The organism is Pararhodobacter zhoushanensis (assembly GCF_003990445.1).
In the GTDB taxonomy this organism is placed as follows: Bacteria; Pseudomonadota; Alphaproteobacteria; order Rhodobacterales; family Rhodobacteraceae; genus Pararhodobacter; species Pararhodobacter zhoushanensis.
Map to the genome: position 1 here is coordinate 106,334 of NZ_REEZ01000011.1, position 23,460 is coordinate 129,793.

At 64.7% G+C, this 23,460-nt stretch carries 24 protein-coding genes; 11 read left to right on the top strand and 13 right to left on the bottom strand.

Annotated elements, in window-relative coordinates:
* The first annotated feature begins 14 nt into the window (after nucleotides 1-14).
* Nucleotides 15-1,100, top strand: coding sequence for an SPOR domain-containing protein (locus EAE28_RS19240; protein WP_127109356.1), 1,086 nt, complete (start codon nucleotides 15-17; stop codon nucleotides 1,098-1,100).
* Nucleotides 1,101-1,172: 72 nt separating this feature from the next.
* Nucleotides 1,173-2,048: a serine hydrolase domain-containing protein gene (locus tag EAE28_RS19245; protein ID WP_127109455.1), complete on the top strand. Its 876-nt coding sequence runs from the start codon at nucleotides 1,173-1,175 to the stop codon at nucleotides 2,046-2,048.
* On the opposite strand, the gene EAE28_RS19250 is transcribed toward EAE28_RS19245, so the two are convergent.
* Together EAE28_RS19250 and EAE28_RS19255 are read right to left on the bottom strand one after the other, a co-directional pair.
* Nucleotides 2,045-3,067 (bottom strand): hypothetical protein, encoded by a 1,023-nt coding sequence (locus EAE28_RS19250; protein WP_127109358.1) that lies wholly within the window; start codon nucleotides 3,065-3,067, stop codon nucleotides 2,045-2,047. The two genes, EAE28_RS19245 and EAE28_RS19250, sit on opposite strands and share 4 nt — an antisense overlap.
* A gap of 82 nt (nucleotides 3,068-3,149) precedes the next feature.
* Nucleotides 3,150-4,772, bottom strand: coding sequence for an AMP-binding protein (locus EAE28_RS19255; protein ID WP_127109360.1), 1,623 nt, complete (start codon nucleotides 4,770-4,772; stop codon nucleotides 3,150-3,152).
* Between the two features lie 244 nt (nucleotides 4,773-5,016).
* On the opposite strand from EAE28_RS19255, the gene EAE28_RS19260 reads away from it, so the two are divergent.
* On the top strand, nucleotides 5,017-5,712 hold the full coding sequence (locus tag EAE28_RS19260) for a Hint domain-containing protein (RefSeq protein ID WP_164736707.1): 696 nt from the start codon (nucleotides 5,017-5,019) through the stop codon (nucleotides 5,710-5,712).
* Between the two features lie 85 nt (nucleotides 5,713-5,797).
* Here the strand turns inward: EAE28_RS19260 and EAE28_RS19265 are convergent, their stop codons facing one another.
* The 10 genes from EAE28_RS19265 to EAE28_RS19310 all read right to left on the bottom strand — a co-directional run bounded on the left by EAE28_RS19265 (nucleotide 5,798) and on the right by EAE28_RS19310 (nucleotide 15,384).
* Nucleotides 5,798-7,990, bottom strand: coding sequence for a 3-hydroxyacyl-CoA dehydrogenase NAD-binding domain-containing protein (locus EAE28_RS19265; RefSeq protein ID WP_127109364.1), 2,193 nt, complete (start codon nucleotides 7,988-7,990; stop codon nucleotides 5,798-5,800).
* Nucleotides 7,987-8,487 (bottom strand): cupin domain-containing protein, encoded by a 501-nt coding sequence (locus tag EAE28_RS19270; RefSeq protein ID WP_127109366.1) that lies wholly within the window; start codon nucleotides 8,485-8,487, stop codon nucleotides 7,987-7,989. Before EAE28_RS19270 ends, EAE28_RS19265 begins: the two co-directional genes overlap by 4 nt.
* Nucleotides 8,488-8,491: 4 nt before the next feature.
* Nucleotides 8,492-9,703, bottom strand: a complete 1,212-nt coding sequence (locus EAE28_RS19275) for an acetyl-CoA C-acetyltransferase (RefSeq protein WP_127109368.1) — start codon at nucleotides 9,701-9,703, stop codon at nucleotides 8,492-8,494.
* Nucleotides 9,704-9,713: 10 nt separating this feature from the next.
* Complete coding sequence (locus EAE28_RS19280) at nucleotides 9,714-10,352, bottom strand: glutathione S-transferase family protein (RefSeq protein WP_127109370.1); 639 nt, start codon at nucleotides 10,350-10,352, stop codon at nucleotides 9,714-9,716.
* 355 nt (nucleotides 10,353-10,707) lie between these two features.
* Nucleotides 10,708-11,862, bottom strand: coding sequence for an acyl-CoA dehydrogenase family protein (locus EAE28_RS19285; protein WP_246022483.1), 1,155 nt, complete (start codon nucleotides 11,860-11,862; stop codon nucleotides 10,708-10,710).
* A gap of 31 nt (nucleotides 11,863-11,893) precedes the next feature.
* The gene (locus EAE28_RS19290) at nucleotides 11,894-12,106 is read right to left on the bottom strand and encodes a hypothetical protein (RefSeq protein ID WP_127109372.1); all 213 of its coding nucleotides are present in this window, start codon (nucleotides 12,104-12,106) and stop codon (nucleotides 11,894-11,896) included.
* Nucleotides 12,106-12,552: a GFA family protein gene (locus tag EAE28_RS19295; protein WP_127109374.1), complete on the bottom strand. Its 447-nt coding sequence runs from the start codon at nucleotides 12,550-12,552 to the stop codon at nucleotides 12,106-12,108. The genes EAE28_RS19290 and EAE28_RS19295 overlap by 1 nt, the downstream gene beginning before the upstream one ends.
* 17 nt (nucleotides 12,553-12,569) lie before the next feature.
* Nucleotides 12,570-14,348 (bottom strand): acyl-CoA dehydrogenase C-terminal domain-containing protein, encoded by a 1,779-nt coding sequence (locus EAE28_RS19300; protein WP_127109376.1) that lies wholly within the window; start codon nucleotides 14,346-14,348, stop codon nucleotides 12,570-12,572.
* Nucleotides 14,349-14,418: 70 nt separating this feature from the next.
* Nucleotides 14,419-14,811 carry a MerR family transcriptional regulator gene (locus tag EAE28_RS19305; protein ID WP_127109378.1) on the bottom strand — a complete coding sequence of 131 codons (393 nt, stop codon included), beginning with the start codon at nucleotides 14,809-14,811 and terminating at the stop codon, nucleotides 14,419-14,421.
* Between the two features lie 195 nt (nucleotides 14,812-15,006).
* Entirely contained in the window at nucleotides 15,007-15,384 is a 378-nt protein-coding gene (locus tag EAE28_RS19310; protein ID WP_127109380.1) for a MerR family transcriptional regulator, read from the bottom strand.
* A 212-nt stretch (nucleotides 15,385-15,596) separates the two neighbouring features.
* Between EAE28_RS19310 and EAE28_RS19315 the strand changes: the two genes are divergently transcribed.
* The 5 genes from EAE28_RS19315 to EAE28_RS19335 all read left to right on the top strand — a co-directional run bounded on the left by EAE28_RS19315 (nucleotide 15,597) and on the right by EAE28_RS19335 (nucleotide 19,858).
* Nucleotides 15,597-16,052, top strand: coding sequence for a PaaI family thioesterase (locus EAE28_RS19315; protein ID WP_127109382.1), 456 nt, complete (start codon nucleotides 15,597-15,599; stop codon nucleotides 16,050-16,052).
* On the top strand, nucleotides 16,049-16,564 hold the full coding sequence (locus EAE28_RS19320; RefSeq protein ID WP_127109384.1) for a PaaI family thioesterase: 516 nt from the start codon (nucleotides 16,049-16,051) through the stop codon (nucleotides 16,562-16,564). The genes EAE28_RS19315 and EAE28_RS19320 overlap by 4 nt, the downstream gene beginning before the upstream one ends.
* The gene (locus tag EAE28_RS19325) at nucleotides 16,561-17,883 is read left to right on the top strand and encodes an MATE family efflux transporter (protein ID WP_127109386.1); all 1,323 of its coding nucleotides are present in this window, start codon (nucleotides 16,561-16,563) and stop codon (nucleotides 17,881-17,883) included. Before EAE28_RS19320 ends, EAE28_RS19325 begins: the two co-directional genes overlap by 4 nt.
* Nucleotides 17,873-18,502, top strand: a complete 630-nt coding sequence (locus EAE28_RS19330; RefSeq protein WP_127109388.1) for a hypothetical protein — start codon at nucleotides 17,873-17,875, stop codon at nucleotides 18,500-18,502. Before EAE28_RS19325 ends, EAE28_RS19330 begins: the two co-directional genes overlap by 11 nt.
* 774 nt (nucleotides 18,503-19,276) lie before the next feature.
* Nucleotides 19,277-19,858 carry a hypothetical protein gene (locus EAE28_RS19335; protein ID WP_127109390.1) on the top strand — a complete coding sequence of 194 codons (582 nt, stop codon included), beginning with the start codon at nucleotides 19,277-19,279 and terminating at the stop codon, nucleotides 19,856-19,858.
* Nucleotides 19,859-20,037: 179 nt separating this feature from the next.
* On the opposite strand, the gene EAE28_RS19340 is transcribed toward EAE28_RS19335, so the two are convergent.
* Nucleotides 20,038-21,102, bottom strand: a complete 1,065-nt coding sequence (locus tag EAE28_RS19340; RefSeq protein ID WP_220443968.1) for a sensor histidine kinase — start codon at nucleotides 21,100-21,102, stop codon at nucleotides 20,038-20,040.
* A 675-nt stretch (nucleotides 21,103-21,777) separates the two neighbouring features.
* Between EAE28_RS19340 and ybgC the strand changes: the two genes are divergently transcribed.
* The 3 genes from ybgC to EAE28_RS19355 all read left to right on the top strand — a co-directional run bounded on the left by ybgC (nucleotide 21,778) and on the right by EAE28_RS19355 (nucleotide 23,445).
* Nucleotides 21,778-22,167 (top strand): tol-pal system-associated acyl-CoA thioesterase, encoded by a 390-nt coding sequence (gene ybgC / locus EAE28_RS19345; RefSeq protein WP_127109392.1) that lies wholly within the window; start codon nucleotides 21,778-21,780, stop codon nucleotides 22,165-22,167.
* A 102-nt stretch (nucleotides 22,168-22,269) separates the two neighbouring features.
* Nucleotides 22,270-22,965, top strand: a complete 696-nt coding sequence (gene tolQ / locus EAE28_RS19350) for a protein TolQ (protein WP_127109394.1) — start codon at nucleotides 22,270-22,272, stop codon at nucleotides 22,963-22,965.
* A 3-nt stretch (nucleotides 22,966-22,968) separates the two neighbouring features.
* Complete coding sequence (locus EAE28_RS19355) at nucleotides 22,969-23,445, top strand: ExbD/TolR family protein (RefSeq protein ID WP_127109396.1); 477 nt, start codon at nucleotides 22,969-22,971, stop codon at nucleotides 23,443-23,445.
* Nucleotides 23,446-23,460: the final 15 nt, after the last annotated feature.

Sequence of the window (23,460 nt, forward strand, 5' to 3'; positions counted from 1 at the left end):
ACAGGGGGTTCATTATGGTTGCCAAATTTGTTTCGACTGCTGCCTTGATCGCTATGGTTGCAGCCGGGTCGGCCACTGCTCAGACCGGGCGCACGCCCGCCGAGATGCCACCGGCAAGCTATGATCAGTCACAATATGTGGATTCCGCCGGTTGCGTGTTCATCCGCGCGGGCTTTAACGGCGCGACCACCTGGGTGCCGCGCTATGGTGATGACCGCCGCCCGATGTGTGGCTTCGCACCGAGTGCGGCCACCGGGGCCGCGCAGGTTGCCGCCGCACCGATGCCCGCCCCCGTAACCGTCACCGCTGCGGCACCTGCGCCCGCGCGCGCCGCTCCGCGGCCGGCAATGGTCGCAGAAGCGCCGCGCACCCGCCGGCCCTATTCCGTTGCCCCGGAAACCCAGCGCGTCCGCGTTCAGGCCGCCCCGGCGCCCGAGGCGCGCGTCTATCAGGCCCAGTCCGGGCTCGACACCCGCTGGAGCCATTACGACCGCACCGGCCCGTCGCCCTGCACCAACTATTCACCCCACAGCCAGATGTACGCCGTGCCGTCGCCCGCACTGCCGAACCTGCCGCTGCGCTGCGGCCCGCAGGCCCAGCACCCGGCCGACGCCCTGCGCGAGCAATCGCCGCGTGGCAACGTCTGGGAACCGTGGGATGGCGCGAACCCCTATCCGGCGCATAACAACAACGTCTACATGCTGCCGCGCCCCTACGCGCCGCGCTGGCCCCAGCCCTATCTGCAAGGCGCGTCCGAGCAGCGCGGCACGGTGATCCCCTCGACCCGCGCGCCCCGCGCCACGGTCTCGACCATGGGCACCACGGCTGAGATCGACCGCGCCCCGGTGCGCGCTGCCACCTCGGGCGGCATGAGCAACGGTCGCTTCGTGCAGGTCGGCACCTATGGTGTCGCTTCGAACGCGCAGGCCGCGATTGCGCGTCTGCAAGCACAGGGTCTGCCGGTGGCACGCGGCAACGCGACCTCGGGTGGACGCAGCCTGCAAGTTGTGCTGGCCGGTCCGTTCAACAACCAGGCCGAGCTGAACGCCGCCCTCGGTGCTGCCCGCGCCATGGGCTATTCGGACGCCTACGTCCGCTGATCGCTGACCGAAACGACAATAATCGCGCCGTGCCTGCGGCGCGATTTTTCTATGCCTGACAGGCTGGCCCGCATGTCCCCCGTCTTCACCAGCGCGATCTTTGGCCCGGACGGCATGCCTGACCGCGACGACGCGCAGATCTTCCCCTACTGGAGCTTCACCAAAACCGCGCTGGCGATCACCGCCTTGTCGCTGGCTGAGGACGGCGTGCTCGACATCGACACGCCGGTGCTCGACGTCACCCTGCGCCAGTTGCTGACGCATACCGCCGGGATGCCGGACTATTTCACGCTGCCCGCCTACCGTCAGGCCGTGGCGCATGATGAAGACCCGTGGCCCCGTGAGCGCCTGATCCGCGACACCCTCGCCCAGGGCAGGCTCTTTGCGCCGGGCGCGGGCTGGTCTTATTCCAACCTCGGCTACCTGCTGGCGCGCGAGGCGATCGAGACTGCCAGCGGTCAGTCCTTCGCCACCCTCTTCAGCACCCGGATCGCCAAACGGCTGGGGCTGCACACCGCCCGTCTTGCTGAAACCCGCGACCAGTTCGCCGCTGTTCACTGGCCGCAGGCGCATCACTATCACCCCGGCTGGGTCTATCACGGCTGCCTGATCGGCACCGCTGCCGACGCTGCCCGCCTGTTGCACGGCCTGTTCACCGGCAAGCTGCTCAGCCCGTCGTCGCTAACCCAGATGATGGTCACGCATCCCTTGGGCGGCGCGTTGCCCGGCAGGCCGTGGACGGCGTGCGGCTATGCAATGGGGCTGATGAGCGGGCGCATGGGCGCTGCTGGCCGGGGCATCGGTCACAGCGGCGGCGGGCCGTTCAGCGTCAACGCGGTCTATCACTTCCCCGATCTGGACACGCCCGCCACCGTCGCCAGCTTCACCACCGGCCCGCATGAGGGCATCGCCGAACACGCCTGCGTCAATGCTGCGATAGCGCCCTAGTTCGCGCAGATCGCCTGCAAGGTCAGCCATTCGCCATCGCTGAGCAGCGGCGCGGGGATGCGCTCGACCGCCGGACGATCCGCCAGCGCCTGCGCCAAAGCCGAGCGGTCAGCGGGCAGGGACAGCGCATAAGGGGTCGAGGATATGCCAATCCCGTCCAGCCAGCTGCCCAGCGCTTCGGCATCCGGCAGGGCAGGGGTGCGCGCGATGCGCCGCCGCGCGTAGTCGCGCACCGAGCCCTCGGGCAGCTCGCCCGTTGTCAGCAGCGCCAGCGTCGCGCGGGTGCCCGCATAATCCAGCACGTCCAGCAGCGGGTCCGACGTCGCGCGCGCCTGGGCCTCGGCCACCATCCAGCCCGCCAGCGCCTCGGGGCTGTCGAGCCGCGCGATCAGCGCCTCGCCCAGCACGATCACCCGGCCCGGCAGATGCGCTGCCTGTGCGCCCGCCACACCGGCGACAACCGCAACGCGCCAATCGCTTCCCAGCACCCGGTTGCGCAGCGTCGCCATCGCCTGACGCCCCTCAGGATCGGCGCAGATCCGCTCGGTCGAGGCGCTGAGCGTCAACCCGTCCAGCACCATGCGCCCGATCTCGGCGCGCGCAGCGGGGGGGATGATGGCGGCGGTGCGGTTGACCAGCACGGCGGGCAGCCACAGGAACCCGGCCAGCACCAGAACCACCACGCCCGCCGTCAGCCCCAGCCGCAACCAGCGTAGCGGCGGCTTGGGGCTGAGCGCGGCGCGGATCGTCTCAAGCGCCTCGATCAGCAGCGGATCTTCCAGTTCCAGCGTTTCGTCGTCGTCATCGCTGAGCGGGGAATAGACCGCCGGGCGCACCCCTCGGTTCTGGCGGTACACGGCAGGCAGCGACCAATGGCTGAGCGCATGGCCCGAGCGCGAATCCGAGATCACAAGGCTCGAGTCACCAAGCGCGACAACGACATCACGTCGCTGCGCTTCGGGGCCTGCCCGCCAGACACCCGGCCCTTCGAGCCGGGCGTATTTATCAAGCGCCGTCATTGCCTCAACTGCCGCCCGGTTTTTGTTCTTTGGGTCACGCTCATGCTACCGCAGCCAGCACAGTCGCGCCAGAGCCAGCGCGTCACAAGGTTTTGGCCAAAGCGCGCAGTTCAAACTTCTGGATCTTGCCGGTCGATGTCTTGGGCAACTCGTGGAAAATCACCCGCTTGGGCGTCTTGAACCCGGCCAGCCGCTCGCGGCAAAAGGCGATCAGCTCGGCCTCGGTGGCCTGCGCGCCCTCTTTCAGCTCGACAAAGGCGCAGGGAACTTCGCCCCATTTGTCGTCAGGCTTGGCAACCACGGCGCACAGCGACACCGCCGCGTGATGGGCCAGCGCGCCCTCGACCTCGACCGAACTGACGTTTTCGCCGCCCGAGATGATGATGTCCTTCGAGCGGTCAGCGATCTTGATATAGCCGTCGTCATAGCGGAACGCGATGTCGCCGGAGTGGAAGTAGCCGCCCTTGAAGGCCTCGGCCGTGGCTTCGGGGTTGCGGAAATAGCCCTTCATCACGCCATTGCCCCGGTGCATGATCTCCCCCAGCGCCACGGTATCGCGCGCGACGGGGGCCATCGTGTCGTCCAGCACGGTGATCTCTTCCATGAACGGCATCAGCACCCCGGTGCGCGCCTTGACCGCCGCGCGGTCGGCCTGCGGCAGCGCATCGAACCCCTCATGCCAGGTGCATTCGGTGGCCGGGCCGTAGGTCTCGGTCAGGCCGTAAACCTGCGTGACGTTGAAGCCCAAAGGCTCGATCGCGGCCAGCGTCGCGGCGGGGGGAGGGGCACCGGCGGTGAAGACTTCGACGATATGGTCGAAGGGCAGGCGGTCCTCCTCCTTGGCGGCAACGATGGTGTTGAGCACAATCGGCGCGCCCCCAAAATGCGTGGCCTTTTCAACGGCGACGGCCTGATAGACCCCCTTGGCCGTGATGTCGCGCAGGCAGATGATCGCGCCGCCCATCAGCGGGATCATCCACGGATGGCACCACGCGTTGCAGTGGAACATCGGCACAATGGTCAGATAGCGCGGGTACAGCGTCATGCGCCAGCTGATCGGCTGGGCCATGGTGCTGAGATACGCGCCCCGGTGATGATAGACCACGCCCTTGGGCCGCCCCGTGGTGCCGCTGGTATAGTTCAGCGCCAGCGATTCCCATTCGTCTTGCGGCATGATCCAGTCGAACGACGGATCGCCCGAGGCAATGACGTCCTCATAAACCAGATGTCGCCCGGTTGCCGGGATACCGGCCTGCTCGTCCGGCACCTCGACAATTTTCGGCCCGCCACCGATGACCATCGCTGCGCGCTCGACCAGCTCGATCAACGAGCTGTCCACCAGCGCCACCTTGCAGCCGCTGTGCTCAAGGATATAGGCGACCGTGTCCAGATCGAGCCGCGTGTTGATCGAGTTGAGAATCGCGCCGCAAGCGGGCACGGCGAAATGCGCCTCGGCATGCGATGGCACGTTGGGCAGCAGCACTGACACAACCTGACCCGGCGCAACCCCCAGTTTCGCCAGACCCGAGGCCAGCCGCGTCACCCGCTCGAAGTATTGCGTATAGCTCCAGCGCTGGGTGCCATAGACCAGCGCCTCGCGGTTGGCAAAGATATCCGCCGCGCGGCGCAGATGCGACAGCGGCGTCAAAGGCACGTAATTTGCTGAACATTTCTCCAGCCCCGTCTCGTCTGCCAACCATCCCATCGCGCATTCCCCCCGTTCTGCTCGTCTCGCGTAAGGCGGTATTGTGACCTCAGTTCACGGCGGCGGAAAGGGGGCAACGCATTGGCAAGGGGCGGCTGCGTCCGGCCTGCGAAATGAGGCATAATATGTCGCCAATTCCGTGCAAAATTCGCAGATTAACCATATTTGGTCCCAGTCTTTGCCATTTCTCGACGTCCATATGGGGACATGGAACGCGGTGTCGTGTTCGCGAAAGGACAATGGAATGTTGCACAATTGGGTGGGTGGTATGCTGGGCCAGGGATGTTTTGTCCCGTATTCGTTTGCCGATCGCGGCAACGTTTGGTCCGAACACGAAGCAGCGCATCGGGTGCCGACGCAAAGCTGGCACGAGACGGGGGCGCTGGCCGAGGGGTTGATCGCGGGAACGCTGGTCGCCACCGAACTGGGCTGGCAACCGGTCGAGGATCTGCAGGTCGGCGACCGGGTGGTGACCTTTGACAACGGGATGCGGCCGCTTCAGTCGGTACGTGTCAGCACGCTGTGGACGGCTGCGGCTGCCGCGCCGACCGGGCTGTGGCCGTTGCATCTGCCCGCCGGTGCGCTGGGCAACCGCACTGCCATGCTGTTGCTGGCCGACCAGCCCGTGCTGATCGAATCCGACGCGGGCGAGGATCTCTTTGGCGATGCCTTCACCCTTGTGCCTGCGGGTGCTCTGGAAGGGTACAAGGGCGTCACCCGCACCGCTCCGGCGCGCGAGGTGACGATTGTCACGCTGGAATTCGCCGATGATGAGGTCGTCTATGCCAATGGCACGCTGCTGGTGCAGTGCCGCAATGGCCACCGTCCGACGGCCAGCACCCCCAACGCGACGTTGACGCTGGGCGACAGCAGCCCCTATCGGTGCCTGACCGAAACGCAGGGCCGCTGTCTGGTGGCAGCGATGCACACGACCGGCTGATCCCCGGCACTGCCTTGCGCGATCCCATGCAAAACGCCCGCCCCGGTCAGGGGGCGGGCGTTCTGTCATTCAGCCGTCAGCGGCCTCAGGCGACCTTGACTGCCGTCGCGCCGTAAAAGGTCTGGCCCTTGGCTGCCATGTCACGCAGCAGCGCGGGGCATTTGAACCGAGCGCCGAACTTGGCTTCAAGACCGTCGCAGATCTCGACCGCTTTCGCCGCACCGATGATGTCCAGCCAGCCGAACGGGCCACCCGACCACGGCGCAAAGCCCCAGCCCAGGATCGCGCCCACGTCACCCTCGCGGATGTCTTCCAGCACGCCCTCTTCCAGCGCCCGCACTGCTTCCAGCACCTGCGCCATCATCAGACGGTTCTGCACCTCTTCCAGCTCGGCACCCTCGATGACCGGATACTTCGCCTCGAAGCCGGGCCAGTAGCCCTGACGCTTGCCGCTCTCATCATAGTCAAAGAACCCGGCCTTGGACTTGCGGCCATAGCGGCCCTGATCGACCATCCAGAACACCACCTCATCAACGGCGTCATCGGGATAATCATTGCCCATCGCCGCCTTGGTCGCCTTGGCGATCTTGGCCCCCAGATCGAGCGAGGTCTCATCGACCAGCGTGATCGGCCCCACCGGGAAACCGAGCAACTTGGCGGCATGGTCCACCATCGGCAACGGCGTGCCCTCAGCCGCCAGACGCATCCCCTCATTGATATAGGGGATGATGCAGCGGTTGGCGTAGAAGAAGCGCGCGTCATTGACCACGATCGGCGTCTTGCGGATCTGGCGCACGAAATCCAGCGCCTTGGCCACCGCACGCTCGCCGGTCTTGGCCCCCTTGATGATCTCGACCAGCAGCATCTTGTCGACCGGGCTGAAGAAGTGGATGCCGATGAACTGCTCGGGCCGCTTCGAGGCCGCTGCCAGACTGGTGATCGGCAGGGTCGAGGTGTTCGAGGCAAAGATCGCCGTCTCGGGGATCACGGCCTCAGCCTTGGCGGTCACGTCGGCCTTGACGCCGGGGTCTTCGAACACGGCTTCGACGATCAGATCGCAGCCCTCAAGATCCGCATAATCGGCGGTGGTCTTGATCAGGCCCAGCACTTTGGCCTTTTTCTCTTCGGTGACCTTGCCGCGCTTCATGCCCTTGTCCAGCAGGCCCTCGGAATAGGATTTCCCCTTTTCCGCCGACTCGATGGCCGCATCCAGCAGCACCACCTCGATGCCCGCCAGCGCCGAGACATAGGCAATACCGGCACCCATCATGCCGGCACCCAGCACGCCGACCTTTTTCACCCGCTCATCGGGCACATCGGGACGGTTCGCGCCTTTCTCCAGCGCGCCCTTGTTGACGAACAGGCTGCGGATCATCGCGCTCGATGACGGGTCCAGCAGCACATGCGTGAACCAGCGCGCCTCGATCTTGAGTGCGGTGTCGAAGGGCACCTGCATGCCCTCATAGACCGCGCTCAACAGCGCCTTGGCCGCCGGGTACACGCCCCAGGTGTTGGCGTGAACCATGACCGAGGCGCCCACGAAGGTCGGGAAACCCGGCGCGGAATAGGGCGCGCCACCGGGGATCTTGTAGCCCTTGGTGTCCCAGGGCTTGACCAGATCGGCATCTTTCGCGCCCAGAACCCACTCTTTCGCGCGGGCGAGCAGCTGATCGGCGGGCACAACCTCGTCAATGATACCGGCCGATTTCGCCTTGGCCGGGGCCAGCGTCTTGCCCTCCAGCAGCAGCGGTGCCGCCGCCATCGCGCCCAGCTTCCACGCCAGACGGGTCGTGCCGCCGCCGCCGGGGAACAGGCCGACCTTGATCTCGGGCAGGCCGATCTGCGCGCGCGGGTTGTCCGCCGCGATGATGCGGTGACAGGCCAGCGGCAGTTCCAGCCCGATGCCCATCGCGGTGCCGGGCAGGGCGGCGACAATCGGCTTGCCGCCCTTCAGCGTCTTGGGGTCCATGCCCGCGCGCTCGATCTTGCGCGACAGATGGTGCATGCCCATGATCCCGTCGAACAGGCTTTGGGCGGCGTTGCCCTCGATGGTGCCGCGCAGCTCGGCCAGCAGGTTCAGGTCCATCCCGCCGGCGAAATCCGCCTTGGCGCTGGTCAGGATCACGCCCTTGACCGCGTCATCGGCCAGCGCCTTGTCGACGGCGGCCTCCAGCTGTTGCAGACCGGGCATGGTCATGACGTTCATCGACTTGCCGGGCAGATCCCAGGTGATGGTGGCAACGCCGTCGGCGTCCACGGCATAATGGAATTCGGTCATTCGTCGGTTCCTCCTTGCGGCGCGAGGTCACGGTGTCCCGCCCAGTCGCTGCCGTCGTGATAGGTATAACGGGGCTCGCCGCCCTCGATGATGAGTTTGAAATCGACCTCGGTGTATGTCGCCACCTCGCGCGGGGCCTTTGAGCCCACGACGAGGAAACTGGCCTGCGCATCGGTGCGGTTGACGAAGCGATGGCCGACCGGCTCGCCCGCCTTCCACGCCGCACAATCGCCGGGGTGCATCACGGTCTCGCCCGTATCCTCGGACAGGATCAGCTCGCCGGTCAGCACCATGGCGAATTCGTCTTCGTTGAGGTGCCAGTGGCGCAACGAGGCCACGCCACCGGGCTCAAGATAGACGATGTTCACGCCAAACTGCGTCAGACCCGCCGCCTGCCCCAGCCGGTGCGACGAGCGCCCGGCCATCTGGCTCGCGTAGGGTTCGGGATAGGTCGAACCCGTCCGCAGCGACAGCGTGCTGAGGTCGATCTTCGGCATGATGTTACATCCGCTCGATGATCGTGGCCGCACCCATGCCCGAGCCGATGCACAGCGTGGCCAGACCCGTGCCTTTGCCGGTGCGCTCCAGCTCATCCAGCAGCGTGCCCAGAATGATCGCGCCGGTCGCGCCCAGCGGGTGCCCCATGGCGATCGAACCACCGTTCACGTTGACCTTGCTGTGGTCGACGTTGAACGCCTGCTCGAAGCGCAGCACCACGGCGGCGAAGGCCTCGTTGACCTCGAACAGATCAATGTCCTCGATCGACATGCCGCTTTCGCGCAGGATCTTTTCGGTCACTGGCACCGGGCCGGTCAGCATGATCGTCGGATCGGTGCCGATCTTGGCGGTGGCGCGGATGCGGGCGCGCGGGGTCAGGCCGTATTTCTCGCCAAACTCCTTGTTGCCGATCAGAATGGCGGCCGCGCCATCGACAATGCCCGACGAGTTGCCGGCGTGGTGGATGTGGTTCACCCGCTCCAGCTCGGGGTATTTCATCAGCGCGATCTTGTCGAAACCGGGCATCACCTCGCCCATGTCCTTGAAGCTGGGCTTCAGCGCGCCAAGGCTCTGCATGTCGGTCTGCGGGCGCATGAATTCGTCATGGTCCAGAATGGTCAAGCCGTTGACATCCTTGACCGGCACGACGGTCTTGTTGAAGTAGCCAGCAGCCCAGGCGGCGGCGGCACGCTTCTGGCTTTCAACCGCCATGGCGTCAGCCATGTCGCGGGTGAAGCCGTATTTCGTGGCGATAATATCGGCGCTGATACCCTGCGGGACGAAGTAATTGTCAAAGGCGATCTGCGGATCGACAGCAATCGCGCCGCCATCGGTGCCCATCGGCACCCGGCTCATGCACTCGACGCCACCAGCGACATAGGCCATGCCCGCGCCGCCACGGATCTGGTTGGCGGCCATGTTGACGGCCTCAAGTCCGCTGGCGCAGAACCGGTTCACGCTGACGCCCGGAACGCTCTCGTCATAATCCGAGGCCAGCACGGCGGTGCGCGCAAGACAGGCACCCTGCTCGCCGATCTGGGTCACGTTGCCCCAGATGACATCCTCGATGGCGCGGGTGTCCAGATTGTTGCGGTCCTTGATCGCGTTCAGCGCGACGGCGGACAGACGCGCAGCGGTGACTTCGTGCAGGCTGCCATCCTTGCGGCCCTTGCCGCGGACGGTGCGGGCAGCGTCATAGATATAGGCTTCGGTCATGGTGGTCTCCTCAGGCCTGGGCCCGGTCGGCAGGCGAGCCGGGCATCATGTCATACGGGTGCTTCCAACCGGGCAGGGCAGCGAGGCTGCTCAGCCAACGGTCGATATTCGGCCAGTCCGCGCGGTCAAAGCCGAACGGTTCCGGGTAATAGAGATAGCCACAGCAGGCAGTGTCGGCGATGGTGACGTCGCTTCCCACAATCCAGTCGCGGCCCTCAAGATGGGTGTTGAGCGTGGCATAGGCGGCCTTGAGCCGCGCCTGGGTGAAGGCGATGACATCCTTGGGGCGCTTGTCCTCGGGCAGGAAGTTCGCCAGGAAACGGGTCATCCCGGCGGGACTGCTGAGCTTGTGGTTGTCCCACAGGATCCAGCGCAGAACTTCTTCCTGCTCGCCCGGCGCGCCGCCCAGCTTGCCCGTCACCTTGGCCACATGCAGCTGGATCGCGCCCGACTGGCTGAGCACCAGATCGCCCTCGACCAAAAGCGGCGCCTCACCCATCACATTGAGCGCACGGTATTCGGGCGTGCGGGTCTCGCCGCCGAAGAAATCGACATAGCGCGGGGTCCAGTCGTAGCCAGACAGCGCCATGGTCAGCGCGGCCTTATACGAATTCCCGGATTCGCCGAAGCAATAGAGCTGTGCCGTCATGGCGCTTTCCTTTCAGGCGGGGTGAGGGTGGAGGCGTTGAAAAGGGCGTATTTGAAACAAGGTGAAAGGGCGCGGTCAGGATTTGTTAACCTTTTCCGCCGAATACTGGCGTCACGGTACAGGCTGGCGAGCCGATGACCGTGCAAGGTGAAGCCACCCCGACCCGCCCGAGAGCTTCTGGCACAGGCGGGGAGGGGTGTGCGCCCATCATCTTGTCGCAAATACTCACGGGGGTTTCCAAAGGGGGCGCGTGCGCCCCCTTTGGCGAGGGAGCGCGAGGGGCGAGCAGCCCCTCGCACCCCGGCCCAACGGGAGGGGCGCGATCTTTGATCGTGCGCACGACGGGCGGGAGCCGTCACAGCGACCTCCCGATCAGTTCCTTCATGATCTCGTTCGTGCCGCCATAGATCCGCTGCACCCGCGCATCGGTCCACATCTCGGCCACCGCGTATTCCTGCATGAAGCCGTAGCCGCCGTGCAGTTGCACGCACTCGTCCAGCACCTGGCATTGCAGGTCCGACAGCCAGTATTTCGACATCGCTGCCATCTCGACCGTCAGCTCGCCCTTCAGATGCGCCTCGATGCAGCGGTCCAGAAAGCTGCGGGCGACGACGGCGTTGGTCTTGCACTCGGCGAGTTTGAAGCGGGTGTTCTGAAAGTTGATGATCGGCTGGCCGAACGCCTCGCGTTCCTTGCAATAGGCGATGGTCACTTCCACCGCGCCCTCGATCGCGCCGACCGCGCCGCAGCCGATGATCAGCCGTTCCTGCGGCAGCTGCTTCATCATCTGGTAAAAGCCCTGACCCTCGGCCCCGCCCAGCACATTTTCCGGCGGCACCGGCACGTTGTCGAAGAACAATTCGGACGTATCGCCCGCCTTCAGCCCGATCTTGTCCAGATTGCGCCCGCGCGTGAAGCCCTCGGCGCTGTCGGTCTCAACGACCATCAGCGACATGCCCTTCGAGCGCGCATTCGGGTCGGTCTTGGCGGCGACGATGATCAGGTTGGCGTGCTGGCCGTTGGTGATGAAGGTCTTCGACCCGCTCAGCCGGTACACATTGCCTTCGCGCACAGCGCGGGTTTTCAGGTTCTGCACGTCCGAGCCGCCCGAGGGCTCGGTCATCGCCAGCGCGCCGACCAGCTCACCCGTCGCCATCTTCGGCAGCCAGCGCTGCTTTTGCTCTTCGGTGCCGTAGTGCAGGATGTAATGCGCGACGATTCCCGAATGGATGCCCTGACCCCAGCTGGCCAGATTGACCCGTGCCGCTTCCATCAGGATCACCGCTTCGTGGCCGAAATCGCCACCCGCGCCGCCGTATTCCTCGGGGATCGAGGCGCAGAGCAGCCCCATCGCGCCCGCCTCGGCCCAGGTCGAGCGGTCCATTTCGCCCTGTTTGCGCCATGTGTCGAACTGGGGTGCCCATTTCTCGGTGATGAAGCCGCGCGTCATCTCGGCGAGCATCTTGTGCTCGTCGCTCATCCAGGCCGAAGGCATCAGCGGAAATGTCATAGGCGAGGCCCCTCCCAAGGCCGTGGCATGGTTATTTCTTGCGGGATTCCAGCTCGGAGTTGAACAGCCGCAGCCGGTGCGACAGGTTTTCCGAATGGGTCACGCTGTCGAAATGCTCAAACAGAAAGGACAGCGCCTCGCCCTCGTCCAGCCCCGCTTCGGCGGCGAAGCGCTTCAGGCGGCGATAGCCGTCTTCGCTCATCGCGACGGGAAAACGGCGGGTCAGGCGCAGGCGTTTGGGCATCATCCCTCCTCGGGCGCTTGAAAGCTCTGAACCTCGGCGACCAGCGCCGGGCTGGTCTCGTGCCCCGGCCCGGTCAGGCCGGGCAGCCAGTCGACGCGCGATTCCACGCTCGTATTCGCGACCGGCGCAAAACCGGTGCCGGTGGCCAGCGTGCCGGCCATCAGCTCGATACTGTCGCCGCTGCGGTAGTAGAGCGGCGTGCCGCAGGTGGCGCAGAACCCGCGCCACGCAACCGTTGAGGACGCCCATTCCCGCGGTGTCCCGTCCCAGGTCACGCGGTTGGCCTTGACCTCGACCAAGGGCGCGAAGGCATTGCCGGTGGCGCGCTGGCACATCCGGCAATGGCAGACGCAATCCTTGGCCGGGCCTGCCGCCACCGCGTAGCGGACGGCGCCGCATTGGCAGCCGCCACGGAACGCGGGATGGTCGGTAAAGCCCTTGGTCACGGCGTCCCTCCCGGGGATCAGAAGTTCTCGGCGGCCAGTGCCATCACCGGCTCGGCGCCCGACTGGATGCGCGCAAGGTGCATGCCGGTCGCGGGCAGTTGCCGGGCCATATAGTAGCGGCCGGTTGTCAGCTTCGTCTCGTGGAACGTGGCGTCTGACGTGCCATCCTGCAAGGCCTGAGCCGAGGCTTTGCCCATCATCGCCCACATCAGCCCCAGGCAGACATGGCCGAACATGTGCATAAAGTCGGTCGAACCGGCCAGCGCCGCGTTGGGGTTCTTCATGCCTTGCTGCATGAAGTACATCATCGCCGCCTGCAGATCCTTGGAGGCTGCTTTCAGCGGTTCCAGGAACGAGTCTTTCAGCGCCTCGTTGCCCTCGTTCTCCTTGATGAAAGTCTTCACCATCTCAAAGAAGGCCATCGCTGGCTTGCCACCCTCAGCCGCCAGCTTGCGGCCGACAAGGTCCAGCGCCTGCACGCCATTGGCGCCTTCGTAGATCATCGCGATCCGCGCATCGCGGGCGAATTGCGACATGCCCTGCTCTTCGATATAACCATGGCCGCCGTAGACCTGCTGCGCCTGCACCGTCATGGCAAAGCCGACATCGGTCTGGAAGCCCTTGATCACCGGGGTCAGCAGCGAGATCAGCCCTTCGGCCTCTTTGTCGCCCAGACGGTGCGCGCGGTCGATCAGATGCGCGCCCCAGAAGGTGAAGGCGCGCGCGCCCTCGACGAAGGACTTCTGGTCCATCAGCATGCGGCGGATGTCGGGGTGCACGATCAGCGGATCGGCGTTGCCGTCCGGGTTCTCAACCCCCGTGACCGCGCGGCCCTGCAGACGGTCGCGGGCATAGTCGACGGCGTTCTGATAGGCGGCTTCGGCCTGGGCATAGCCTTGCAGGCCCACGCCCAGACGCGCCTCGTTCATCATCACGAACATCGCGCGCAGACCCTTGTGCAGGTCGCCGACCAGATAGCCGGTCGCCTCGTCATAGTTCATGACGCAGGTGGCGTTGCCGTGGATGCCCATCTTCTCTTCGATCTTGCCGACCGACACGCCGTTGCGCGCACCAAGCGAGCCGTCTTCATTCACCATGACCTTGGGCACGATGAACAGGCTGATGCCCTTGGTCCCCTCGCCACCGCCCGGTGCCTTGGCCAGCACCAGATGGATGACGTTCTCGGCCATGTCGTGATCACCGGCCGAGATGAAGATCTTCTGCCCGGTGATCTTGTAGCTGCCGTCGTCCTGCGGCACGGCCTTGGTGCGGATCAGACCCAGATCGGTGCCGCAATGCGGCTCGGTCAGGTTCATCGTTCCTGTCCATTCCATCGAGATCATCTTGGGCAGATAGGTCTGTTTCAGCTCATCCGACGCTGCGGCAAGGATCGCGTTGATCGCGCCATGGGTCAGGCCCTGATACATGTTGAAGGCCATGTTGGCCGACACGAAAACCTCACCGACCGCCGTGCCGACCACATAGGGCAGGTTCTGGCCGCCGTATTCCTCGGGCAGATCCAGCCCGTTCCAGCCGCCCTCTTTGAGCTGCTCGAAGGCATCCTTGAAGCCGGTCGGGGTGTAGACCACGCCGTTTTCCAACCGGCAGCCTTCGGTGTCGCCGACAGCGTTCAGGGGGGCCAGAACGCCCTCAGCCAGCTTGCCCGCTTCCTCAAGGATCGCAGCGGTGAACTCGCGGTCAAGGTCGGAATAGCCGGGGATGCCGGTATCCGTGGCCTTGAGCATATCGTGCAGGATGAACTGCATGTCTTTCACGGGGGCGGTATAGCGGGGCATCTTTCTCTCCCTGGTCTGCCGGGGGGCGCGGGGCCCAACGACGGTTGGTTCTGGGTTCCGGGGCCGGGGCTTATTCAGCCGCCTGGCGGAATTCGGCGAGCTTTTCAGCGCCCGATTCAAGCTGCGCGCGCAGCTCGTCGATCGCTTCGGTTAATTCGTCGCGCTGCTGTTCCATCTGAGCCAGACGCTCGCGCGCAGCGACAACGGTGCGCTTGAGCTGTTCGCCCTGCTGGTCGCCCCGGTCATAGAGGTTCAACAGCTGGCGCATCTCTTCCAGCGCAAAGCCAAAGCGCTTGCCGCGCAGGATCAGCTTCAACCGACCCCGGTCGCGGCGCGTGTACAGACGCTTCTGGCCCTCACGCAGGGGGGTGATCAATTCCTTGGCTTCATAAAAGCGCAGCGTCCGGGGCGTCACGTCGAACGCCTCGCACATCTGCCGGATGGTCATCAAGTCCTGGTCCATACATCACCTCACAGCGCCGGAGATCGGCTCCGACACAGACTCACATAGCGCAAGTTTGTACAGGGTGAAGCAATCTTGACGTTAACGTAACTCACGACGCTGCGTCACAGGGTGACGTTTACGTCAGGTTCAGGTGACGCAAGGGCAATTCAGGTGAATTGGCACGTAATCGGCAACCAGAGCGCGAATCGGCCCTCAGCTCTCGGTCTCGGCCAGACGCGAGGCTTCTTCGCGCAGGGACTTCAGATCGTCGATGGTCACGGCCAGCTCCTCGCGCTGGCGCGCCAGCTCGCCCAGCTGGCGGTCGGCCATCTGCACGAAGGCTTCCAGCTGCGATTTGGTGCCATTCTGATCGTAGATCAGCAGCCATTGACGCAGCTCTTCAAGGGCAAAACCGAAGCGGCGGCCCCGCAGGATCAGCGTCATGCGCGCCACTTCGCGCGGGCCGTAGGACCGGTTGCGACCGTCCTTTTCGGGCGTGAGCAGCTCGATGTACTCGTAATAGCGCAGGGTTCTCGGGGTGACCTCGAACCGCGCACACATCTCTTTGAACGACAGTTTCGTCTCGCTCATCACCCGCCCAATGGCCTCCACGCCGATCACGTTACCTTAGCGTAAGTCGCGCACCGTTCGGGCGCAACCGCCCAATACCACACATGTGCAATAACTGTCGCAAGGCGCACCGTTGCGACGCGTTTCCCCGCGTGAGGACTTGCCTTGCCCGCCGCTTTTGCGCGATGCCTGTGGGAACGGGGCGGCAACGCCCGGAACCAGCAGGACTTGCGATGACCGACATCAGCCCCGCCCAGCGTTTCATCGAGGCGATCCCTCATTCCCGCGCCCTGAACATGCGGCTGGAATCCATCGGTGACGGCAAGGCCGAGATTTCCATGCCCTATGACGAGGCGTTGATCGGCGATCCGGCAACCGGCGTGATCGCGGGCGGGGCGGTCTCGGCGCTGATGGACACCTGCTGCGGGGCGGCGGTGATGTCCTATCCCGGCGCGCGCGGCACCGCGACGCTGGACCTGCGCATCGACTATATGCGCGCCGCCAAGCCCGGCCAGCGCATCACCGCCCGCGCCGAATGCTTCCACGCCACGCGCACCGTCGCCTTTGTCCGCGCCACCGCCCATGACGAGGACGAGGGGCTGCCCGTCGCCACCGCCTCGGGTGCCTTCACCATGGAGAGCGTCACCAAGGCCCGCGACAGCGCCAAGAAAGCGGAGGGCGCGCAATGACCCGTCCCGCGCCCGAGCCCGTGCAGGTCGTCAAGGAACGCCGCGACAACGCGCTGCGCACATTGGTCGGCGGCATCCCCTATCTGCGCTTTCTGGGCATCCAGTTCGACCGGCGCGGCGACGAGCTGACCGCCATCCTGCCCTTTGACGAAAAGCTGATCGGCAACCCGTTCCTGCCCGCCATCCACGGCGGCGTGACCTCGGCCTTTCTGGAAATCACCGCGATGATGGAACTCAGCTGGTCGATGCTGTGGGAGGATATGGAGAAAGGCGCGCTTGATCCCCGCGCGCTGGACCCCGCGCATCTGCCCCGCCTGCCCAAGACCATCGACTTCACCGTCGATTACCTGCGCTCGGGCCTGCCGCGCGATGCCTACGCCCGCGCCCGCGTCAACCGCTCGGGGCGGCGCTATGCCTCGGTCCATGTTGAGGCGTGGCAAGACAACCGCTCGCGGCTCTTTGCGCAGGCCACCGGTCATTTCCTGATCCCCAGCCGGGACCGACCCGCGTGAACGGTCCGAGCGACGGCCCGATCATCCCGCTGACCAACCGCCGCGTCCTCAGGATCGCGCTGCCTATCGTCGCGGCCAATGTCACCGTCCCCCTGCTGGGGCTGGTCGATACCGCCGTCATCGGTCAGCTGGGCCTTGCCGCGCCGATCGGCGCGGTGGGTCTGGGGGCGGTGATTCTGTCGGTGCTGTTCTGGATGTTCGGCTTTCTGCGCATGGGCACCACCGGCCTGACCGCGCAAGCCTATGGCGCGGGCGACAAGGACGAGGCCGGCGCGATCCTCAAACGGGGCCTCTTGATCGCCGGCGCCGCCGGGCTGGCGCTGGTCGCCCTGCAAATCCCGCTGTTCTGGGCCGCCTTCCAGCTTGCTCCGGCCTCGGATCAGGTCGAATCTCTTGCTTCCGACTATCTGCGCATCCGCGTCTGGGGCGCGCCCGCCACCATCGGCATGTACGCCCTGACCGGCTGGCTGATCGCGCTGGAGCGTACCCGCGCGGTGATGGCGCTGCAAATGATCACCAACGGTGCGAATATCGCGCTGGATGTCTGGTTCGTGCTCGGCCTCGGCTGGGGGGTCGAGGGCGTTGCCTCGGCCACGCTCATCGCCGAATGGTCCGGGCTGTGCTGGGGCCTGTATCTGTGCCGCGACGGCCTTGCGCGCAGCGGCGCGCGCATCTTCGATGCGGTCAGGCTGCGCCGCATGGCCTCGGTCAACGGTTACATCATGCTGCGCTCGATCTTGCTGCAGGCCTGTTTCACCGCCTTTTTGTTCCTGTCCTCGGGGCGGGGCGATCTTGCCATCGCCGCCAACCAGATCCTGCTGCAATTCCTTGAGCTGATGGCCTACCTGCTCGACGGCTTCGCCTTCGCCGCCGAAACGCTGGTCGGGCAGGCCGTCGGTGCCCGCGCGCGGTCGCGCCTTGCCCGCGCCGTGCGCCTGACCTTCGGATGGGGCATCGGTGGCGCGCTCTTGATGGCCGGTGTCTTCGCGCTTGCTGGTCCCGGCATCATCGACCTGATGACCACGGCGCCGGATGTCCGCGCCGAGGCCCGCCACTACCTGCCCTGGGTCGTCGCCGCCCCCCTGTTGGGCATCGCGGCGTGGATGTATGATGGCGTCTTTATCGGCGCGACCTTCACGCGTGAGATGCTCGTCACCGCTTTCTTCGCCGCCGCCGTCTATGTCGTGGCGGTGGTTGCGACCTGGGGGATGGGCAATCACGGGCTCTGGCTGTCGCTGATGATCTTCAACGTTGCGCGCGGTGCCTCACAGGCGCTGCTCTACCCCCGGATTTCACGCTCGCTGGCCTATGACACCTGACACCCTGACCCCCGACCAGATCGCCGCCCTGTTCACCCAAGCGGATGGCAGCTACCGCTTTGCCCGCTGGGGGCGGCCCATCGTGCCCATCGTCTTTGGCACCGACGACGCCACGCTGTCTGTGGTCAAAGGCGCGGTCGAGGCCGTCGTCGGCATGTCCGGGCACAAGATGGCCGAGCACGACCCCGAGCTGGGTGCCAACCTGATGGTGTTCTTCTTTCGCGACTGGGACGAGCTGCTCGCCGTCCCTGATCTGGACAAACTGGTCGAGGGGCTGGGCACGCTGGTTCCCCGCCTCAAGGCGCAGGCCGCCACCCAATACCGCGCCTTCCGCTTCGACCCCGAGGGCACCATCAAGGCCGCCTTCGTGTTTATCCGCATGGACGATGCGATGGCCGAGATCCCCGCCGCCGATCTGGCGCTGATGCAGGCGGTGCAGGTGATCCTGCTCTGGGCCGACGGGGCCCTGCGGGTCCACTCCCCCTTCGCCCGCGCGAACGACCTCACCGTCCTGCGCCCTGAGTTCGCCTCGGTGATCCGCGCCTGCTATGACCGGGTCATGCCGGGGGTGGCGACGGATGCGTCGCACGCTCTGCGGGTGGCGGCGAGGGTCGGGTGAGCGGGACGCTAAGCTTTCGGGCTCTCTCATTCGCAGGCTCCCGGTGCCCGAAATGATGAACCCAACCCGCCCGCTTATTGACCTCGCCTTCTAATAAAAGCGTTGGAATTTTGCGGGTCAGGGATCAGGATGCTTGTGATATTTTCGGAACAATTCTGATTGGATTGATTTCAAAGGCTAGAATCGGAAACAATTAAGCCGAGCCCATCCTGAAAAAACGGATTGGCCGCGCATTGCCGATTATCCTTGCCGTGCCAACCTCGCGACGGTGTCCAGGAAGGACACTCCTTATCCCGCAACGAGGATCTTTTGCCTTGGCGGCAACCATGCCCGCCAAGCCGGGCCCATGCCGCCGAACCGTTGCGCGCGAGGTGAGGGCGAGGGCAAGCGGCGACGTCCTGCCCGTCGCTTAGAGAGTTGGAATCACTCGATTGTGTTGCAACTCTTCTGAAAGTAGAGATCGCACCCTCCGCCCGATCCCCTGCGCCTCGAATAAACGCCTCCGGTGTCCGTTTCGCTGCACGGGCGCGCAGACCGGAACACTGGTCATGCCCGCATCGGCACGGTGTGCGATCTCCTTGAACGTGCAAAAATCAAGCGCAACGACGGCCCCCTTAAACTGCCAAAGACATGGTTCCGACCAGTCAAACTGGGTGTTTTTCAAGTCAGGCAGGGGAACCTTCGCGGAAACTCCCGGTTGGTAAATAGTCGCGTTGCAGTTGTGACGCATCCACTTCACAGATCAGGAGAGTAACGATGAATATCAGTAATCGAATGGCCATCGCTTTGACCCTCGTCGGTGCAAGCATCCCTCTGCCCGCGCTCAGCCAGAGCTTTTGCGAACAACCTGCCCGCAACCTGACACCTTCGCAACTGCGGCTGGTGCTCGCGGGTGACTGCGAGCAGGTGTTCGCGGGCGATCAGGCGGGGCGCGCCCCCGGTCAGCCGGGATCGGGCACTGACCCCGGTGGTAGCGGGACCGACCCGGATGAAGGCGGTCTTGCCGTGAATATTGGCGGCAACGGCGTCAATATCGGCGCGGGCACTGCGGCTGCCACGGGCAACGATGGCGGCATCAATGCAGGTGTCGGCTCAAGCGCGGCCTCGGACAATGGCGGGGGTATCAACGCTGGCATCGGCGACAATGCCGCGTCCGGGAATGACGGCGGTCTGAATGTCGGCGTCGGCGAAAACGCCGCGTCGAACAATCAAGGCGGCGTCAACGTCGATGTCGGTGGCGGCGGATCCGGGGCTGGCAGCGACAACGCCGGCGGCATCAATGTGGGCGTCGGCGGAGCGGAAGGGCTCGGCGTTTCCGTGAACGGGGACGGCGTCGGGATCGGCCTCGGGCGCTGACAAACCGGGCGGGGCGCACGCGCCCCGCCTGTCCTCGCGCCTTTGAGTGATGCTGCGCGCCAGTCGCACAGCGCTGCAAGGCGCGGGACTGAACACCTGCTGCCGACGCGGTTCATCCAAGAGCCGTTCATGAACGATGGCGTCCAAGCGAAACGGCCCATCCTTGAGTGGCGTTTATCTTAAACCTTGCCGAGCAGGCGATAGGTCACACCCGCAGGATTGTATTCGATGTTTCCATTGCCAAAGAAATAGCCGGGCCCAACCTGATGCAGCAGTTGAGAGCCAAACCCGCGTGACGATGGCGGGTTGACGGTCGGCCCATGGCTCTCTTGCCAGTCAAGCGTGAATTGCCCGTCGTCCGCACGGGTCCAGGAAATGCTGACGCTGCCTTCCTGCAGGGAAAGGGCACCATATTTGAGAGCGTTGGTCGCCAGTTCGAACAGGATCAGCGACAGACCAAGGGCTTGATCCGGCGCCAGAATAATCGGCGGGCCTTGCAACGAGAGCCGTTCGTCGCGGTCCAGATGCGCTGCCAGAGAACGGTTGATCACCTCGGTGATGTCGATCGCCACATCCGCTTGCAGCAATTGCTGAGCCTGTCCCAGTGCCCTGATCCGCGCCGTCACGGTCTCTCGCGCGTGCTTCAGGTCCGGCGACGAGCGCAGACTGGAAGAGACGACAGCAGAGGTGACAGCAAGCATGTTCTTGATGCGATGGGACAGCTCGCTCCGCATAGCGTCCTGAAGCAACCGTGCCTCGACACTCTGCGTTTCGTCGACAGCAACATTGATCATCCCACAGATGGTCCCGTCATCGTCGTGCAGGGGGCTGTAGGAAAATGTCCAGTACGTCTGCTCGTCGTAGCCATTCCGCGTCATGGTCAGCGGAAGTTCCCTGAAAAATGTACCTTCCCCAGCAAAGGCCTTGTCGATGAAGGGCAAAATGTCTGCCCAAATTTCCGGCCAGACATCTTTGGCAGCAGCGCCCAACGCCATAGTTTGTCGCGCCCCGAGGATGGGAGCATAGGCGTCGTTGTAGAGAAACGTCAGATCCGAGCCCCAGAAAATGCACGACGCGTGCTGTTGGCCAAGCATTATTCGAACCGCTGAAAGCAAGGACACCGGCCACGTCTCAATCGGGCCGAGCGGCGTGTTGCTCCAATCGAACGAAGAGGTTTTCTGCGCCATCATGCCGCTTCCGAGCACCGGCAGCGACCGTTCAGAAGACAAGAGGTCCCGCGACATGTTCCCAGACCTTTCATGTGACAACACATAGCTTTATGCGCATTCTTTGCCGGTTGAAAAGGGGATTTTCGAAGGTTTTTTCCACCTTTCGGAGGCGATTCGCATCATTCTGCCGAGCGGAGCGCGGGTTGCTCCGGTTAATCGTTCCAAGGGGGATTTGAGCTTGCGCTTGCTCTAAACTGCCGCGCTGTGTGACTTTTCCCGCTTCCATCAGGCAGTTTGCGATGCATGTGCTGTCGCTGGAATGCGGGCTTCGGGCAGCGACGAGGCAGCATTGGTTGGATTGCGAACCTCCGCTCAGGCCCGAACCTGTCCGGCTGATCACCAGCAGCCGGGTTCAGGGGTTTGGTGCACCATGACGCGCCCCTCCGGGATCCCCAAATCCTTAACAACTCCCTAAACGCTCCTGCTAACCCTCTGATCTTCCTGACCCCGCAAAGATGTCCCATCGTGGGACATCCTCGCTTCGGCCCGATATTCCCACCTGATTGCGTGTCTTTGCCAGCTTGGCACAATTGGGGGTTGACCCTGAGTCAATCTGGTCATTTCCTGCAGACTGTTTCGTAACGAATGCCGTTTCCAGGCTGCCAGGGCCTCGACTTACCCCCTTCGGACACCTGCCCCCACCGCACTTGATCCTTGGCGGATACGGCGGGGCTTCAGAAGATCAGGCCGATGCATACCTTCCCCGTGACCATTTACTACGACGAGACCGATCTCGGCGGGATCGTCTATCACGCGAACTACCTGCGGTTCATCGACCGCGCCCGGACCGACTGGGTTGGCGGGCTGGGCATCGATCAGAACGCCATGCGCGCCGCTGGCACGATCTTTGTCGTCCACCGGATCGAGGCCGACTTCCGCGCGCCCGCCCGGCTGGATGACCGCCTCGTGATCACCACCCGCCCGCTGTCCGTCAGCTCGGCCCGGCTGGTGCTGGATCAGCAGGTTTTGCTGGGTGATTGCTGTCTTTTTCAGGCCAAGGTGACCATCGTTTGCATCACAACCGACGGCAAGCCGCGTCGTTTGCCGCCCGCGCTGCGCACGATCGGCGAAAACGCGTAACATTCGCGTGCTGTCATTGGCCTTTGTCCGCGAAACGCGCTAGAATCGGCGCAAACGAGGGCCGTCTGAACGGCGCCCCCCAGAACGAGCAGGACTGAAGGCATGGATACCGCCACCCTGGCACAGGCCAGTGACATCGACTTTTCGCTGGTCGCGCTTTTCCTGCGTGCCACGTTTACTGTGAAGCTGGTGATGATCCTGCTGATCGTCGCCTCGTTCTGGTCGTGGGCGATCATCGTCCAGAAGCACCTGGTCTTCCGCCGCGCCCGCGCGCAGGCCGCTGCCTTTGATGCGACCTTCTGGTCGGGCGAGCCGCTGGATGCGCTGTATTCCCGCGTTGGTCCCAACCCCGCCGGCGGCCCCGAGCGCATCTTTGCCGCCGGTATGGCCGAGTGGCAGCGCTCGCATCGTTCGGACGGGGCGATGATCCCCGGCGCGGCGCAGCGCATCGACCGCTCCATGGATGTAGCCATCGACCGCGAGGCGCGGGTGCTCAACAGCAACCTGACCTTCCTCGCCTCGGTCGGCTCGGCCAGCCCGTTCGTGGGCCTGTTCGGCACCGTCTGGGGCATCAAGACCGCGTTCGAGGAAATCGCGCTGGCGCAATCGACCAACCTTGCCGTGGTCGCGCCCGGCATCGCCGAGGCGCTGCTGGCCACGGGTCTGGGCCTGCTGGCAGCGATCCCGGCCACGATCTTCTACAACAAGCTTACCGATGACAGCGACACCATTGCCTCGGGCTATGAGCAGTTCGCGGACGAATTCGGCACGCTTTTGTCGCGCAATCTGGATTCCTGAGCCATGGGTGCGCAAGCCATTCGCAAACAGAGCGGGTCCGGCACCCGCCGTCGGCGTCGCGGTCACGCGGCCAAGATGGCCGAGATCAACGTCACGCCGATGGTTGACGTGATGCTGGTGCTGCTGGTGATCTTCATGGTCGCCGCGCCCATGCTGGTGGTCGGCGTCCCGGTCGAGCTGCCGCGCACCGCTGCAGGCGCTCTGCCCGCGCAGCAAGAAGAGCCGCTGTCGATCACGCTGGGCGCTGACGGCTCGATCGCGCTGATGACCACCGATGTGGCCGAGGGCGATCTGCTGCCGCGCTTGCAGGCGATTGCCGCCGAGCGGACCGATGACCGCGTGTTCCTGCGTGCCGACGGGTCGATCCCCTACGCGCGGGTTGTGCAGGTCATGGGCGCGCTCAATGCCGGTGGGTTCCACAATATCGGCCTGGTCACCGAAACCGGCGGGCCATCCTTTGGGGCCCAGTCGGGTCAGTAAGCGCACATGGCTGCC